The sequence below is a fragment of the Rheinheimera sp. A13L genome (assembly GCF_000217935.1).
In the GTDB taxonomy this organism is placed as follows: Bacteria; Pseudomonadota; Gammaproteobacteria; order Enterobacterales; family Alteromonadaceae; genus Pararheinheimera.
In genome coordinates this window covers 25,581-41,367 of sequence record NZ_AFHI01000015.1, presented here as the reverse complement: position 1 = coordinate 41,367, position 15,787 = coordinate 25,581, and the positions used below count along the sequence as shown (strand labels likewise).

At 45.5% G+C, this 15,787-nt stretch carries 14 protein-coding genes; 7 read left to right on the top strand and 7 right to left on the bottom strand.

Annotated features, from left to right (window positions below):
- Positions 1-2: 2 nt before the first annotated feature.
- The 4 genes from RHEIN_RS09940 to RHEIN_RS09925 are packed head-to-tail and all read right to left on the bottom strand — an operon-like array spanning position 3 to position 5,493.
- A complete protein-coding gene (locus RHEIN_RS09940; protein ID WP_008898844.1) occupies positions 3-1,100 on the bottom strand; it encodes an MBL fold metallo-hydrolase in 1,098 nt (365 codons plus the stop codon).
- Between the two features lie 32 nt (positions 1,101-1,132).
- On the bottom strand, positions 1,133-3,550 hold the full coding sequence (locus tag RHEIN_RS09935) for an ABC transporter permease (protein WP_008898843.1): 2,418 nt from the start codon (positions 3,548-3,550) through the stop codon (positions 1,133-1,135).
- Positions 3,543-4,232, bottom strand: a complete 690-nt coding sequence (locus RHEIN_RS09930; protein WP_008898842.1) for an ABC transporter ATP-binding protein — start codon at positions 4,230-4,232, stop codon at positions 3,543-3,545. The genes RHEIN_RS09935 and RHEIN_RS09930 overlap by 8 nt, the downstream gene beginning before the upstream one ends.
- Positions 4,233-4,242: 10 nt before the next feature.
- Positions 4,243-5,493 carry an efflux RND transporter periplasmic adaptor subunit gene (locus RHEIN_RS09925; RefSeq protein ID WP_008898841.1) on the bottom strand — a complete coding sequence of 417 codons (1,251 nt, stop codon included), beginning with the start codon at positions 5,491-5,493 and terminating at the stop codon, positions 4,243-4,245.
- A gap of 239 nt (positions 5,494-5,732) precedes the next feature.
- Between RHEIN_RS09925 and RHEIN_RS09920 the strand changes: the two genes are divergently transcribed.
- From RHEIN_RS09920 to RHEIN_RS20415, 5 genes are all read left to right on the top strand, one after another.
- On the top strand, positions 5,733-7,121 hold the full coding sequence (locus tag RHEIN_RS09920) for a sigma-54-dependent transcriptional regulator (protein WP_008898840.1): 1,389 nt from the start codon (positions 5,733-5,735) through the stop codon (positions 7,119-7,121).
- A complete protein-coding gene (locus tag RHEIN_RS09915) occupies positions 7,111-8,430 on the top strand; it encodes a sensor histidine kinase (protein WP_008898839.1) in 1,320 nt (439 codons plus the stop codon). Before RHEIN_RS09920 ends, RHEIN_RS09915 begins: the two co-directional genes overlap by 11 nt.
- A 136-nt stretch (positions 8,431-8,566) precedes the next feature.
- Complete coding sequence (locus RHEIN_RS09910; RefSeq protein ID WP_008898838.1) at positions 8,567-8,806, top strand: hypothetical protein; 240 nt, start codon at positions 8,567-8,569, stop codon at positions 8,804-8,806.
- 182 nt (positions 8,807-8,988) lie between these two features.
- On the top strand, positions 8,989-11,064 hold the full coding sequence (locus RHEIN_RS09905; protein ID WP_202797808.1) for a DEAD/DEAH box helicase: 2,076 nt from the start codon (positions 8,989-8,991) through the stop codon (positions 11,062-11,064).
- Positions 11,061-11,693, top strand: a complete 633-nt coding sequence (locus RHEIN_RS20415) for a hypothetical protein (RefSeq protein WP_008898836.1) — start codon at positions 11,061-11,063, stop codon at positions 11,691-11,693. The genes RHEIN_RS09905 and RHEIN_RS20415 overlap by 4 nt, the downstream gene beginning before the upstream one ends.
- A gap of 128 nt (positions 11,694-11,821) precedes the next feature.
- Here the strand turns inward: RHEIN_RS20415 and hepT are convergent, their stop codons facing one another.
- The 3 genes from hepT to RHEIN_RS09885 form a co-directional block, all read right to left on the bottom strand.
- Entirely contained in the window at positions 11,822-12,025 is a 204-nt protein-coding gene (hepT, locus tag RHEIN_RS21145) for a type VII toxin-antitoxin system HepT family RNase toxin (RefSeq protein WP_337456934.1), read from the bottom strand.
- 155 nt (positions 12,026-12,180) lie between these two features.
- Positions 12,181-12,579: a type VII toxin-antitoxin system MntA family adenylyltransferase antitoxin gene (mntA, locus tag RHEIN_RS09890; protein WP_237704354.1), complete on the bottom strand. Its 399-nt coding sequence runs from the start codon at positions 12,577-12,579 to the stop codon at positions 12,181-12,183.
- 100 nt (positions 12,580-12,679) lie between these two features.
- On the bottom strand, positions 12,680-13,570 hold the full coding sequence (locus tag RHEIN_RS09885; RefSeq protein ID WP_008898833.1) for a LysR family transcriptional regulator: 891 nt from the start codon (positions 13,568-13,570) through the stop codon (positions 12,680-12,682).
- Positions 13,571-13,676: 106 nt separating this feature from the next.
- Between RHEIN_RS09885 and RHEIN_RS09880 the strand changes: the two genes are divergently transcribed.
- Together RHEIN_RS09880 and fghA are read left to right on the top strand one after the other, a co-directional pair.
- A complete protein-coding gene (locus RHEIN_RS09880; RefSeq protein WP_192826712.1) occupies positions 13,677-14,786 on the top strand; it encodes an S-(hydroxymethyl)glutathione dehydrogenase/class III alcohol dehydrogenase in 1,110 nt (369 codons plus the stop codon).
- Positions 14,787-14,847: 61 nt separating this feature from the next.
- Entirely contained in the window at positions 14,848-15,684 is an 837-nt protein-coding gene (gene fghA, locus RHEIN_RS09875; RefSeq protein WP_008898831.1) for an S-formylglutathione hydrolase, read from the top strand.
- Positions 15,685-15,787 lie beyond the last annotated feature (103 nt).

Sequence of the window (15,787 nt, the reverse complement as noted above, 5' to 3'; positions counted from 1 at the left end):
GTTTACAACTGCACGCTATCACCCTCATTCAAAATCAGCAGCGGCATCTGGCTATCCAGTTGCTGCTGCATATGCAGTAAACGTAACAGTGGCGAGTGTGAGCTAATGTCCCCCATCTGCCAGCTGGCATTACCATAGCCCCAGGGGATCATCACTTTGCAGCCGAGTTCATTGGCGGCAATCAAGGCATCCTCAGGCGTGGTATGGACATAGCGATACCAGTCACCATCTGTGTCATGATGATAAGAGGCTATCGGCAGCAGACAAATATCAATATCTCCGTATTTTTGCTGAATATCTTTAAAGTGGGCTGAATAACCGGTATCACCCGCAAAAAACAATGTTTTTCCGTTTTGTTCCAACAGCCAGCCTCCCCACATAGCCTGATTATGATCGTTAAACAATTTGCGGCTGTTAAAGTGGTGTGCCGGTACTAAATGGATATTCAGTTCACCTAATGTGCTGTGGCTATACCAGGCTTGTTCAACAATGTTGTAGCCAGCTTCTGGCATATAATCGGCCATACCCAAAGGCAGGTAATAGGTAGGGCTGTTGCCTATTTGCTCTATGCTGTCATGGCTAAAATGATCGTAATGCAAGTGCGAATACAATACAGCGTCTGTGGCAGCCAGCTGCTCTGCGCTCAATGTGGGGGTGTAGGGCCGTTTTATAATACCTGCCAAATGCTGAGCCCAGTTTACTGGCCAGTCAAACTGACCAAACACTGGATCAAACAGCAATTGTTGGCCATCCGGCGTCTTGACTAAAAAGCTGGCATGGCCAAGCCATTGCAGACTAAAACCGCTGTTCAACAGAGGCGCTTGTTGCACGCCAGTATACCGGCAATCCTGGCCCGGTGTTTTACACTCAACGGCCTGATGCGCAGGATAGCAGTCGACTTCGCAGTTGGCCGGATACTGACGCTGCTCCACTGGGGTACGATACAAATTACGATAGGTGCCTTGATGCTTACCTTCGGTAAATTGCTCTGTTACTGCATCTTTGCCTAAGTGGCGTTGGACCTTGTTTGCTGTACTGCAAGCGCTGAGTATTAGCGTGCTGCCAAGCAGCACGCCTAATGAAATAAGACTGAGTTTCATGCATAATCCTTTATGTATCATTGGTTTTTCCATTATTGCTGTCTTAATACCATGGCTGGTTTTCGCCCTGCAACTTGCCAGGCTAATGCCGCAACTGTACACCAGCAAATGGCAAAAGTGGCTGCCGCGGCCAGCAGGTACCACAACGGGTTCTGGCTGATACGTACGCTGAATTCACTCAGCCAGCTGTTCAGCGCCCAAAAGGTGGCAGGTATTGCCAGTACTGCGCTTACAGCCATCAGCTTGATATATTCGCTGGCCAGTAAATTCACCAGATTAAAACGTCCTGCGCCCAGTACTTTACGCATTGCCACCTCGCGTGAACGTTGCTCGGCGCTAAAAGCGGCCAGACCAAATAAGCCAACACAGGTTAAAGCTATGGCCAGCGTGGCGAATAGTGCTATGACTTTGCCCTGACGTTGCTGGTTCTGGTAAATCGCATTGTAGTCATCACTCAACCAGCTTAGTTTTAAGTCCTGGCGCTGCAGGCGCTCAGTCAGCAGGTTTTGTACTTTGGCGCGGACGGTAAGGGCCTGCTCTGGCTGCATACTGAGCAGTATATTGGCGTACGTCATAGGAGAGCGGCCACAAATCAAAATCAAAGGCTCTTGTTGTTTTAAGGCGGACCCGATCTGAATATCTGCAACCACTCCCACCACCTGCATACGCAGTACAGGAACATCTCCGGGCAGCAGCCATTGCTGACCAATCACATCCTGCAGATTTTCGTAGCCCGCTTTACGTGCCAGCGATTCGGTAATGATCACTGCCGCTGTGGCATGATCGCCATGTCTTTGGTACCAGTCGCTTTGATAGGTTTCGCTAAAATCGCGACCTGCCAGTAGTGTCAGACCTGCGGTTTTGGCAATATCAAAACCTGTGCCCATTTGTGAAATAGGGGGCAGCGCAGAGTCCACAGTTTGGCCTGGCAGCTGAATATCCATGGCCTGAGAAATGGTATCGGTGATTTGCATATCCAGTAGAGATACTGCATTGACGCCTTCTACCTTTTGCAGGCTTTGTAACAGGTTTTGGTTGTCTGCGTGAAACAACAGGCTGTTATCCATACCATTGACCATTAATCTGGCTTCACGCTGATAGCCTGTGCTCTGGTTTTGCAACAGTTGTAATTGCTGTTGCAGCACAACGCTTGATACCAGTAAACCTATAGTAATAGCGCCCTGCAGTACCAATAAGCCTTTACGCAGCCAGATAGCTGTGTTGCCACGTTGAAAATCACCACTCAGTACTTTTTTCGCATCAAAGGCTGAGATAAATACCGCCGGATAGACACCTGCCAGCACACCAACACTAAACACACTCGCCAGTAAAATCAGGCCAAAATTGCCGATATAATTCAGCTGAAGAGGGCGGTTCACCAGCAAATTAAACTCTGGTAATACCAGCTCTACAACAACTGCAGCCAGTAAACCGGCACAGCAGGCAATTAATAAGGATTCCAGCATAAACTGCACAAACAGCTGGCTACGGCTGGCACCCAAGGCTTTGCGCACTCCTACTTCTTTGGCACGCATTGCCGCTCGTGCAGTGCTCATATTGATAAAGTTGATGGCAGCAATCAGCAGTAGTAAGGCCGCCAATACCAGACAGATACTCACAGTAGCTGCTGACCCATTGACTTTAAATTCATAAGCCAGGCTGGAATGCAAATGGATATCCGTCAGTGCGCGCAGTTGCAGTTCAGTCACTTTGCCGCCTTCATAAGCTTGCTGATTCAACTGAGTGGTTAATTCGCGCAGCATAGCGGTTTGATCAAAACCTGCTGGCAATTGGATATAGCTATAGACGTTATTCACCGCAAGGCGACCGGCCGCCACTTCATCGCTGATCCGGCGCAATGAGCCCGCCTGAAAATGGCTTTGTTCAGGCATACGATACAGAGCGCTGACGCTATAACGCTGCTCGCCAAGCTGCAATTGTTGGCCAAGTACAGTAGTGTTGCCAAATAACCGCAAGGCCTCTTGTTCAGATAAGGCGATTTGATTTGGCTGGGTTAAAGCCGCAGTTAAGTCGCCTTGTAGCACCTCAATCTGGAAAAAATCTGTGATATTGGCATCCACAGCCTGAGCCCATTCCAGAGATAGTTTCTGGTTTGAACCTGCCAAGCTTAACTCTGGCGCCCCTGTGTTGATCCGGGTCACTTTCATCCGCTTGTCGTAGTTCTCCAGCACAGCTTTCATTGCCGGGCTGGAAACCGGGAAGCGCTGGTTCACCGGCAGGAAAAACTGCTCCAGCCGGTAGCTGTTTTCGGCATTCGGGTGCATGGTGTCATAACCCAGCTCATAACTGGCGTAGAGTAAAATCAGCAAGGCCGAAGCCAAACCTGTAGTTAACCCCAGCAGATTCAGCGCCAAATGCGTTTTATGCCGCAATACGGCGCGCACGCCAGTGATGAAATAGTTACCCAGCATCGTCAGTGAATTAAGCATATTTGGCCTCCAGCGCACGTTCGGTAATGATCTGGCCATCCAGCATCCGCACTATACGGCTGGCATAACGTGATTCATGTTCAGAGTGAGTCACCATCACCACAGTAGTGCCTTCGCGGTTGAGCTGGCGCAGCATCTGCATTACTTCTTCACTGTTTTTGGAGTCCAGGTTACCTGTAGGTTCGTCGGCTAAAATCAGCGCAGGGTTAATCACCAGAGCACGGGCTACCGCAACCCTTTGTTGTTGACCACCCGATAGCTGTAATGGCAAATGATCGGCCCTATGATCAATTTGCATGCGTTTTAAGATGGCTTCCACCCGGCTTTTACGTTCAGAAGCGGCTATGCCCTGATACTGCAACGGCAGCTCAACATTTTGAAATACGGTCAGCTCATCAATCAGGTTAAAGCTTTGAAAGACAAAACCAAGTTGGGTTTTGCGCAGCTGTGCTAATTGTTTTTCGCTGTAATTGGCGATGTCGGTGCCCTGAAACAAATAAGCGCCACAACTTGGGCTGTCCAGCATGCCCAGAATGCTCAGTAAGGTGGATTTACCGCAGCCGGAAGGGCCCATAATAGCGACGAAATCACCTTGTTCAATCACTAAATCAATCTGATTCAGCGCTGTGGTTTCAAGTTCTGCGGTACGAAATACACGGTTTAATTGCTGTAACTGGATCATAAGGCTGTCCTTAGTGTTGTAGTTGAATAGTATCGGCTTGTGCGAAATCGCGATAGCCGGAAATGATCACCTGATCACCAGCGTTCAGGCCGCTGACAATTTCAATCTGGTTGGCGCTTTGTTTACCCAAAGTGACGGCTTGTTTACGTGCAGTGGCTGTTTTGCTGTCGAGCACATAGACATACTGACCAGCACTGTCGGTCAGGTAAGTGCCGCGTGGCAGCACCAGAGCATCACGCTGCTGGGTTTCGAGTTGCAGTGTTAAGTTCACCGACTGGCCACGTTTCACCTTGTGTTCGCCCGGCAGAGTAAATTCAAGTTGAAATTGGTTATTGACGACCCGGCTGTCAACCCGGCTGACTGTCAGTTGCAAGTCCTGTTGATTCAGGCTGGCATTGGCTTGCATGCCTGTGCTGACGCGGCTTAAATAAAATTCATCCACACTGGCGACTAGCTTGTAGCGGTCCGGTATATCAATTTGACCCATGCGGCTGCCCGGAGCGCGGGATTCACCGGCTTCCACATTAAACTCGCTTAAATAACCGCTGACCGGAGCCCGCACCAACAGGTTTTGCACATTCTGGCGGGCAAATTCGAGGTTTTTGGTCAGCATAGCCACACTTTCACTTAACTGGTTTAATTGCTGTTTACGAATAGCCTCGTCTTGCTTCTGCTGCTGTTGTGTCAGCTTCAGGCGCTCTTGCTGATAACGTAAATCCTGTTGCAAATTCAGCAGGGTTTCTTTGGCCAACACGCCGCTTTTGACTAACGGCTCTGTCTGGGCCAGGTTGCGTTTCAGCGTTACCAGTTGATGTTCTATATCCAGCACATCACGTTTTAAGTTTAATCTGTTGGTTTCAATGGTCATTTGGGTATTACGCAGAAAATTCATCTGCTCTGTGACCTGAGCTTCACGGCTGATGAGATCCAGCTGTAATGCAGTGTTGCTCAGCTTGACCAGAGGCTGGCCTTGGGTAACAAACTGACCCTGCTCAGTCAGCTTTTCTTCGACCCGGCCACCTTCAATCACATCCAGATACACCGTCTGTTGTGGCATCACATTGGCGCGCAGCGCTATGCTTTCCTGCAGGCTTTGCTGTTGCACTATGGCTGTGCTGACTGAGCTTAGTGGCAAAGCCAATGACATTTGAGCACTGGCTTGCCAGGTACTGCCAAACCAGGCTGTGCCCGCAAGCATTGCAACCACGATAGCTGGTGCTGTCAGGCGACGGCGGGTTGTGGGCGTGATTTTTTTATCCATGGGTATGCTCCAAAAAAACCTGTGTTGTGAGCTTTATAACGCAATGGTTGTGCCAAAAGGTAAGTTATTGTTTATCAATGCTTTATTGTTTTTGGTTAGTTGAAAGTGTCCGCTGGTGATACAACAGACTGTCCATAAATGGACAGTCTGAAAAAACCTTAAGCTATTGGATTTAAAAGACTGTTGCGAAGGAATGACGTTTTCGGTAGGGTGCAGAAATAAACCGCAAGGATGTATCAATGAAACAGCCCTACAAGGTACTGGTACTGGATGACAACCACGACATTCTGATCGCCAGCCGTATTTTTTTAAAGCAGCATTTCGCTCAGGTCGTGACCTTACATGAGCCTGCTTTATTAGTCAGTACGCTGCAGGATCCGCCAGACAGCCTGCCTTTTGATGTGCTGTTGCTGGATATGAATTTCAGCCGCGATACCCAAAGTGGCGAAGAAGGTTTGTTTTATTTAAAACAGGCATTAAAGGCGCAACCAAAGCTAAAAGTAGTGATGATGACAGCATATGCGGCCTTGCCGTTGGCGGTAAAAGCTATGCAAAGTGGGGCGGCTAATTTTATTGCAAAACCCTGGCAGAATGAGCAGTTATTGCAGACGCTGCAACAGGCGTTGCAACAGCCAACTCAGCACACCTCTGTTCAACAGAGCCAAGCCTCGCGCGCTGCATCCGAAAACACTGCCACTGACACTATTCCACTTTTAGGTGACAGCCCGGCCATGCAGCAGGTGCTGCGCACCATTGAAAAAGTAGCGGCCACTGATGCCAATGTATTGCTGCTGGGCGAAAGCGGCACAGGTAAAGCTTTGGTCGCTCAGGCTATTCATCAGGCCTCCAAACGTGCGGCCGCACCTTTTGTCAGTGTGGATATGGGCAGTTTAAGTACCAGCTTGCTTGAAAGTGAGTTGTTTGGTCACAAAAAAGGTGCTTTTACCGACGCCAAAAGCGATTATGCAGGCCGTTTTGTCGAGGCCAGTGGCGGCAGTCTGTTGCTGGATGAACTGGCGAATTTAGCTTTGCCACAACAAGCCAAACTGCTGACAGCACTGCAAAACCGCACTGTAGTGCCTGTGGGCGCCAGTCAGGCTGTGGCTGTGGACATTCGTTTAATTTGCGCCACCAACGAAAACCTCTATCAGGCGGTAGCAGAGGGCAGTTTCCGCCAGGATTTGCTCTACCGTATCAATACGGTGGAGATGGTGTTGCCACCTCTTAGAGATCGCAAAGAAGATATCCTTTTGCTGCTGGATTGGTATCTGCAGCATTATTCCCAGCGTTATCAGCGCGATGGTTTGCAGATAAGCGTTGCCGATAAGCGTACTCTGCAGAGTTACGACTGGCCAGGTAACGTACGTCAATTAGCACATGCAGTAGAGCGCGCTGTGGTATTGGCAGAAGGCAGCATGCTGGATTTCAGTCAGTTGCAAAGTACGACAATAGCGCCGGTTGCAACGACGGAGCAAACTGCGGAGACAGATTTTTTCCTTGAATTTGTTGAAGAAAAAACCATTCGTCAGGCGCTGCAGTATTATCAGGGCAATGTCAGTCAGGCAGCGAAAGCGCTGGGTTTAACCCGCGGCGCTTTATACAGGCGGTTGGAAAAATATGGCCTTTAATACCCGCTTACTGCTCTTGCTTGGCAGTTTTACTGTGCTGCTGATTTTAGCCTACAGACAGTGGCAGAGCGGAGCATCGGCCTTTGCCGTCGTCTTAACTTTGGTTACAGTGTTAGCAGCCTGGTTGATCTGGCAACACTGCAGCACTCGCCAGCGCCAGACTGCATTGGTGCTTAAAGCTTTGGCAAATCAGGATACTTCGTTAAATCTGCGCGACCAGCCAGAACTGCAAAAGTTACTGGCCCAGGTTCAGCAGCAACTGGGCAATAGCCGCCAGCAAGCGGAGGCACGATCGCAGTATCTGCAAACTTTGCTGAGTCAGTTGGATGTCGCTGTGCTGGAATTTGCTTCGGATGGTCACTTACTGCAAGCCAACCCTGCGGCTATGCGCCTGTTGTCGACAGTGCAGTATCAACAGCTGCTACAAGGCCGTTTTGATGAGGTTAACTTAGCCCTGCTTGCCGCTAAATTACAGAGCACTGCAACGCATTATCAGGGCCAGTTACAATGGCAACAGCCAGGCTACACAGACCGGCTGGCGCTTAGCATTGTATGCACCCGAATTCAGGGCCAGCTGCGTAAACTGGTAACGCTGCAAAGTATTAATCAGGCACTGCTTCAGCAGGAAGTGCAGGCTTATCAGCAACTGACCAGAGTGCTGACGCACGAAATTGCCAACTCTGTTACCCCTATGGCGTCTTTGGCACAAAGCTGCCAGCAGATTTTACCAGCAGCAGGCACTGTATTAAGTCAGGATGATCATGTGGATCTCAGTGAAGCCTTAACCACTATAAACAGGCGTGGCCAGCATCTGGCCGATTTTATTCTGTCGTTTAAACAGTTAAGCCAGCCGGTACAAGCAGATTTAAAACAGACCAATCTGGTAGCTATTGTCAAAAATTGTCTGGCCTTACAGCGTGATGCCATCAGTCAGTCCGGAGTTGAGCTAAAGACGGATTTCCCCGCTAAGGCTCTGTTATGGCTGGATGAAGCGCTAATGGAGCAGGTTCTGATTAACCTGCTGCAAAATGCACTGGATGCGATGCAGCACAGCGAGCAAAAACAACTTACCGTGATGCTCGAGCGCAATGCACAACAACAATGGCAACTGAACATCAACGACAGCGGATCTGGTATTGCACCCGAAGTTGCACAGCAAATTTTTATTCCGTTTTTTACCACTAAGGCAACAGGTTCAGGCATTGGCTTACCTTTATCACGGGCGCTGTTGCAGGTGCAGGATGCTCAGCTGGAATACAAACCAGCAGATCAAAGCGGTAGTTGTTTTAGCATACGTTTTGCGCAGTAGCTTTGTAGCAGATAAAACTCCAAAGCTTTACAGGTACAGGCGAGTCATTGTATGTTGAAATCCAGTTTTCCTGGCTGTTTTATACAGTCAGGCTGCTTATTAAATTTCACGCCATTTCATCATTTAAGGACAGATCATGAATATTCTGAAAGATAAAACCGCACTGATCGCCATCGCAGCTATAGCCGCTTTGTTACTGATGGGCTACGCCAACCTGCAGCAGGCAAGCGCTAATAAACAGCTAAGCACGCAGGTCGAAAAGTTAAGCACTCAGCTTGAACAACTCAACGGCAAGTCAGTAGAACTACAGGAACAAGTTGATGATCTGGCACAGCAGTTAACAGCCAAACCACGGCAGTTGGTGGCGAGTAGGTAGTTTTGGTGGCATAGGTTTTTGAGTATACGGCAAAACGCTATGCATCTCCTCAAATGTATTTTCAACTAAAAATTTTGGTCTTACACAAAGAAATAATCTCTTGACCGATTAGTTATTTTGGGTAAGCCTTACGAACAATAGAAAAATTAAATAACTAAATGGATTCAGACTGAAATTGGCGTTTGAATACCAGCCTTTCAGAAAAAAATTTTAATTGGGTATCAGAAATGTCTAATGGGTTTTTCTTTCTTCAAGCAGACCAAAACAACTACAATGGCAAGTTTATTAGGCGTTTGGATGATTTTTCCAACGAAAACAAAACACAGATATTTGTAATAAATAAGCCGCTGGGGGAGAGTAGGTATAACTACAGTTATACTGGTGCAATTATTCTTTTGGTACCCAAGCATAAAATAATGATTATTAACTTTGAAGATAGTGATGATGATTTTGAAGACTATTATCTGGATTTGTTGGAAGATATAGCATCTATTTCAGATAAATACCATTATAAGTCAGTACTTGGTAGACTTCGGAACTGGAAAGATGATTTAGTATCTACCTATAAATTTAAAAAAGCGGCTGAGATAGAAAGTGTAAAATCATTATTAAATGAGAATAAAATTGAAAATCTACTCATACAGAAAAAGTCTGAGTTGGTAATTTCTCTGCTTACCGGAAGTATCAATGATATAGAAAGAGTCAAAGACGATGTCCCTGAGAGTATACTGGATAAAATAAAACAAAAAATAATTTTGTTTGATGGTGATCAAACAAGGTTTATCTACCATGAGTTAGATAAAAAAGTGGTGAAAATACAAGGTTTATCTGGTACAGGTAAAACAGAGTTGCTTCTCCATAAATTGAGGGATATATATGTAAATAAGGAATCATCAAAGGTATTGCTTACGTGTCACAACAAGATACTCGCAGCTAGTTTAAGAAAAAGGATCCCTGAATTTTTCAATTTCATGAAAGTCGAGCAGCAGATCGAATGGGATGAGAGATTATGGTGTGTGCATGCTTGGGGAGCATCGTCAGATGAATGCTCTGGAGCATACAGGTATATATGCCATATCTTCGATATAAAATTCCAACGATATTCTTACACTATGTCTTTTGCTAGAGCATGTCGTCTTGCCATTGATCATATTAAAAAATTGAGTTCAGAAGATCATAAGTTTGCTTTTGATTATGTGCTTATAGATGAAAGTCAAGACTTTCCAGAGGAATTTATTGAGCTTTGCTCAATTGTTACAAAAGATAAAGTTTACGTAGCTGGAGATATTTTCCAAGGTATTTTTGATGAGAATATTATAAGTCAAATTACTCCAGACTATCTGTTGAATAAGTGCTATAGAACTGATCCAAGGACATTGATGTTTGCTCATGCACTTGGAATGGGTTTATTTGAAAAGAATAAATTAAGATGGCTGAATGATGATCAGTGGGGTACTTGTGGCTACCTTGTTGATAAAGAAATGTCTAGTAAGATCTATAATCTTAGACGAGAACCTTTACGGCGATTTGAAGATTTAGAGACTGATAACATATCTAGTATTGATATTGCTAAAACCGACTTTGACCAAGATAAACAATCAGATTTAGTCATTAGCGTAATACAGAAAATAAAAAATGAGAATCCAACGTTGAGTGCTAACGACATTGGGATTGTTTTTACTGGTCCCAATTCAAGGGGATTTGATCTAGCTAACATACTTGAGTATAAGATAAGTAGACAGCTAAACTGGCGATTAAACAAAGCCTGGGAGTCAAAGAATACAGTAAAAGACTCTGTGTTTATTAGTAATAAAAATAATGTGAAAGGACTGGAATTTCCCTTTGTTATATGTGTGAGTGAGTTAATTTCAGATATGAAACATGAGAGAAATGCATTATATATGCTACTTACACGTTCGTTCATAAAGTCATATCTTATAATATCAAATCAAATATCAAAGGATAAAATAGAGAGTATAGAAAATGGCTTGTCGTTCCTTAAGAAAAATGGGTATTTGAAAATAGAAGCTCCAAATGAAAAAGATTTGGAAAAAATTAGAACTAGTATAGATGTTGATGAATCGAAAATGTCTATATTTGATATGACTGATGCGGTTTTTGAAGAGCTTGAGATTCCAGGTCTATGGAGAGAACCACTGCTTAATCTTGTGAAAAATATGGATCCAGAAAATGTTAGTTATGAAGTCGTTCGGGAGTTTGTTCTTTCTACTGCTGATAAAATGGCTATTAGGAAATGAGGAAAGAATTAATATTTTACATTGATGAAACAATAGCAAAAAACATATCTTTTGCTATCAGAGATAAATTTGATTACGCAGTTCTTATCCTTAATATAGTAAACTCAGTTAAGTTGTCATACGCTTTAAATATAAAGAGTGGTTATGGAGAAATCTGTATTATTACTGAAAAAATGAGGCGAGTTGTATGCCGGTTGGAATCAAAAATTTTTTCAGTTTCTCTCCCTTTTACTGTTCGCTTTCAGGATGATTCTGTTTTGTTTGAGTCAAAAACTTCAGGGATTATTGATAGTATTCTTGTCTCCAATGCTTTGAGTGTTTTGAACAGTGAAAAATTGCGAAGTGAGTCTTGTGTAGCTCAACTCGCAGATCTCATTATCGATATGTCGTACAGCAAACCCGAGCTTTGGAGTTTTTTGAAAGAATTGTTATTTCTAGAAGACTCCTATCTCAGGTTCGATCATGACTCTAAAAACGAGAATGGGTCATTGCATCCACTCAATCATTTGGATGTATTTTATTCTAATAGTGCAACATTTAAGATTGGATTGCACAAAAAAATAGAGAGTTCCGATTTTATTGACATACTTGATGTCAAAACGGATTGTCATTTTTTACAAAAAAAGTGATCTTTGAGCCATCTATTTTACAAATTACGTTTGCATGACCATTTCTCTGGGCGGTTTAATTAGTTCAATTATTAACCGTATTTACCCCCAATCAAAATCCTGCATAACTGCTGAAAATCCTGTCAATGCTACAAAATCACATGTTCGGTGACTGCCAGTTGTAAGCGTTGATACTCATGTAAAGCGATGTTTCTGAAACCAATCATTTTTTTCAGGTTGTCGGCAAGTTCAGCCGGAATAAAATCAGCTGTGGCTAACAGGGTAAATACATCGCGGGAGCTTTGTGGCACACCAAGCTTATGCAGGCGGATCAGATGCTGGCCCATCTTCACAAGCGCGTTGAATATTCAGAATAGCTGCGTCCTGACGGGTCAAGTCTGTGGCAAAAGTGGCAGGGTTTTTATTGTATTATTCCGGGGCGCGAAGGATGCAGCGCTCAATAGTGGCCGCTTTATTGAGCAGCACATCATCTGGGAGCGAGTTGTGATCAACGGCCATAAACAGACCCATCCTTTTTAATATCAGCTAAAAGTTCGGCGCGGGCTTCGTTTAGTGTGGTCATTGCTGACAGCAGCGTGGCTTCATAACTGCCAACCTGTTGATCAACGGCGTAAAGGCGCTGTCCTTTGGTCAAAATTTGGTATTGCATAACAGTAGATGCTGCACGAAAATCCAGCAAATCCACTTCACAGTGCAGCAGCTCTGCCAGATCGCTACTGATATCCCATAAATCAATCACATCGGCATAACCTGGCACCAGTACTGCTAAATCCAAATCGCTGTGTTTGTCTGCAGTGCCTGCGACCTGACTGCCAAAAGCATACACAGCCATAAGATCTGGCAAGCGCTGCTGCAATAGTTTAACGATAAGGGGAAAGTTCAACATAATCGCTTGTTTGCTGCATCTGTTCTGCCAATCATAGTAACTTTTAACCCCTGGCACGACAAATAAAAGTACGACAAATAAAAGCACGACAAATACAGATCTAGCCTGCCACCTTTGGAAGGCTTTCCAATCCTTGCTGCAACCAATCGAGCAATAACCGTACTTTAACCGGTAAATGCCGGTTCAGTGGATACAAAGCCCAGATGCCTTCGTCGGAGGGTTGTTGTTCTGATAATAAAGCCACTAAACGGCCATCCTCTAAATAAGGCTGCAAGTAATAATCCGGTAATTGGGTAATGCCTAAACCTTTGAGTACCGCATCTGTTAATGCCACGCCGCTATTACAACGTAAATAAGATTGGGGTTTAAATTGCAGCTTTTGGCCTTGCTGTTCAAAACGCCAAAAGTCGACAGAGCCAACCAAACAGCGGTGCTGATGCAGTTCGGCTACTGTTTCTGGTGTGCCGAATTTTTGCAGGTAGTCGGGGCTGGCGCATAAATACAAGGTGCGTTTGCCTAAGGCTTTGGCCTGTAAACTGGAATCGGTAAGAGTTCCTAAGCGGATGGCGCAGTCAAAACCACCTTGCACTAAATCCAGTTGATCATTAGTCAGTTGCAAATCCAGCTGCACTTTGGGGTAACGTAATAAAAACTCATGCAGCAAAGGCGCAATAAATTGCTCGCCGTAATAAACAGGGGCGGTAATTTTTATCGCGCCCGAAGGTTCGTGTTGTAAGCTGGTAAGCTGCTGATTGGCCTGATGCAAACCATTAACCAAAGCGCGGCAATGCTGGTAATACATCACCCCTTGCTCTGTTAAACGCACCTGACGGGTGGTGCGAAGCACCAGTTTGCAGTTCAGCCGTTGCTCTAATTGCAGCACAGTGCGACTGACCTGAGCCACAGAAATTGCTAAGACTTTGGCCGCTTTAGAAAAACTGCCAAGTTCTGCCACGGCCACAAATTCGCTGATGCCTTGCCATTCTTTCATTTATGCAAAACTCATTTGTTATTTGCAGGGATTATCATCGAATAAGAAAAAATTACAATAAGCTATAGTAACTACTACTCTGGTTTGGAGAACAAGAATGAAAATGATCAAAACGCGTGCAGCTGTAGCCTGGGGTCCGGGTCAACCGTTAAAAATTGAAGAAGTGGATTTAATGCCGCCACAAAAGGGCGAAGTGCTGGTGCGTATTGTCGCGACAGGTGTCTGCCATACCGACGCTTACACTTTGTCGGGGCAGGATTCTGAGGGTAAATTCCCTTGCATTCTGGGCCATGAAGGGGGTGGTGTAGTTGAAGCCATAGGCGAGGGCGTCACCAGCGTGGCTGTGGGCGATCATGTGATCCCTTTATACACGCCTGAATGTGGCAAATGTAAATTCTGTTTATCTGGCAAAACCAACTTGTGTCAGGCTATTCGCGCCACCCAGGGTCAGGGCTTAATGCCGGATGGCACTACACGTTTTTCCAAAGACGGCCAGCCTATTTATCACTACATGGGCACTTCTACTTTTTCTGAATACACTGTGCTGCCGGAAATTTCGTTAGCCAAAATCAATAAAGCCGCGCCTTTGGAAAAGGTTTGTTTATTGGGTTGTGGTGTGACCACTGGCATGGGCGCTGTAATGAACACTGCCAAAGTAAAAGAAGGCGATACTGTTGCTGTCTTTGGTTTAGGTGGCATAGGTTTATCCGCCATTATTGGTGCTGTGATGGCCAAAGCCAGCCGCATTATTGCAATAGACATCAACGAGTCTAAGTTTGATATCGCCCGTCAGTTGGGTGCGACTGATGTGATCAATCCAAAGAGTTTCGACAAGCCTATTCAGGATGTGATTGTTGAAATGACGGACGGCGGCGTTGATTTCTCTTTTGAATGTATTGGTAATGTCAACGTGATGCGCTCAGCCTTAGAGTGCTGTCACAAAGGCTGGGGCGAGTCGGTAATTATTGGTGTAGCACCTGCCGGTGCAGAAATATCAACCCGTCCATTTCAGTTAGTCACTGGTCGGGTATGGCGTGGTACTGCTTTTGGTGGTGTCAAAGGCCGCTCTGAATTACCGGACTACGTGGAGCGTTATTTAAAAGGTGAGTTTGAACTGGATACCTTTATCACCCATACCATGCCACTGGAGCAAATCAACGAAGCCTTTGATTTGATGCATGAAGGCAAATCAATTCGTACTGTGATCCATTTCTAACCAGAGTCTTTAGTCATTCATTAAAAGCCCGGTTCGCCGGGCTTAGCACAAGGATAAAGCAATGACGTTAATTCAGTTGTCCGAACATAAGTTGTTTGCCGGCCGGCAGATTAAATATCAGCATCACTCAGACTCCGTCAAAGGTGTGATGCACTTTTCTGTTTATTTACCACCAGCGGCTGAAAAGCAAAAAGTGCCTGTGTTGTATTGGTTGTCTGGCTTAACCTGCACAGATGAAAACTTCTCGATCAAAGCCGGAGCGCAGCGTGTTGCGGCTGAACTGGGCATCGCCTTAGTGATCCCGGATACCAGCCCTCGAGGTGAGCATGTAGCAGACGATGCCGCTTACGATTTAGGTCAGGGTGCAGGTTTTTATGTCAATGCGACCCAAGAGCCATGGGCTGCGCATTATCAGATGTACGACTATATCAGCCGTGAACTGCCTGCTTTGATTGAAGCGCATTTACCTGTCACCTCCGCCAAAGCTATCAGCGGTCATTCGATGGGCGGCCATGGTGCTTTAGTGATAGCTTTACGTGAAGTAGGTGCTTACCGCTCTGTTTCGGCTTTTTCACCTATTTGTCAACCTTCAGAATGTGACTGGGGCAAAAAGGCCTTTACCGCTTATCTTGGCAAAGATCAAAGCCAATGGTTGCAGTACGACGCGGGTTTTTTACTGGCGCAAAAACAAAACAGTTTGCCAATGCTGATCGATCAGGGTGAGGCTGACCAGTTTTACCCTTCACAGCTTCGCACTGAATCCTTAATCGAAGCCAATCAGCTTAGTCAGAGTGGGGCGCAAATCCGTTTGCAAAGCGGCTATGATCACAGCTACTTTTTTATCAGCAGCTTTATTGAAGAACATCTGCGTTTTCATGCAAGGCACTTAAAAGGTTAGCTAGAGCAACTGCGCGTGATTTTCTGGTTGCCTGAACTTTGATGGCGCGGTTATACTTCTGCCCGCGCTTAGGGGAGTAATTTACAAAACCGCCAGGTTTTGT

Excerpts from the sequence above, each read along its gene's own strand:
- RHEIN_RS09940 (WP_008898844.1), bottom strand. The coding sequence starts at position 1,100 with ATGAAACTCAGTCTTATTTCATTAGGCGTGCTGCTTGGCAGCACGCTA.
- RHEIN_RS09935 (WP_008898843.1), bottom strand. The coding sequence starts at position 3,550 with ATGCTTAATTCACTGACGATGCTGGGTAACTATTTCATCACTGGCGTG.
- RHEIN_RS09930 (WP_008898842.1), bottom strand. The coding sequence starts at position 4,232 with ATGATCCAGTTACAGCAATTAAACCGTGTATTTCGTACCGCAGAACTT.
- RHEIN_RS09925 (WP_008898841.1), bottom strand. The coding sequence starts at position 5,493 with ATGGATAAAAAAATCACGCCCACAACCCGCCGTCGCCTGACAGCACCA.
- RHEIN_RS09920 (WP_008898840.1), top strand. The coding sequence starts at position 5,733 with ATGAAACAGCCCTACAAGGTACTGGTACTGGATGACAACCACGACATT.
- RHEIN_RS09915 (WP_008898839.1), top strand. The coding sequence starts at position 7,111 with ATGGCCTTTAATACCCGCTTACTGCTCTTGCTTGGCAGTTTTACTGTG.
- RHEIN_RS09910 (WP_008898838.1), top strand. The coding sequence starts at position 8,567 with ATGAATATTCTGAAAGATAAAACCGCACTGATCGCCATCGCAGCTATA.
- RHEIN_RS20415 (WP_008898836.1), top strand. The coding sequence starts at position 11,061 with ATGAGGAAAGAATTAATATTTTACATTGATGAAACAATAGCAAAAAAC.
- mntA (WP_237704354.1), bottom strand. The coding sequence starts at position 12,579 with ATGTTGAACTTTCCCCTTATCGTTAAACTATTGCAGCAGCGCTTGCCA.
- RHEIN_RS09885 (WP_008898833.1), bottom strand. The coding sequence starts at position 13,570 with ATGAAAGAATGGCAAGGCATCAGCGAATTTGTGGCCGTGGCAGAACTT.
- fghA (WP_008898831.1), top strand. The coding sequence starts at position 14,848 with ATGACGTTAATTCAGTTGTCCGAACATAAGTTGTTTGCCGGCCGGCAG.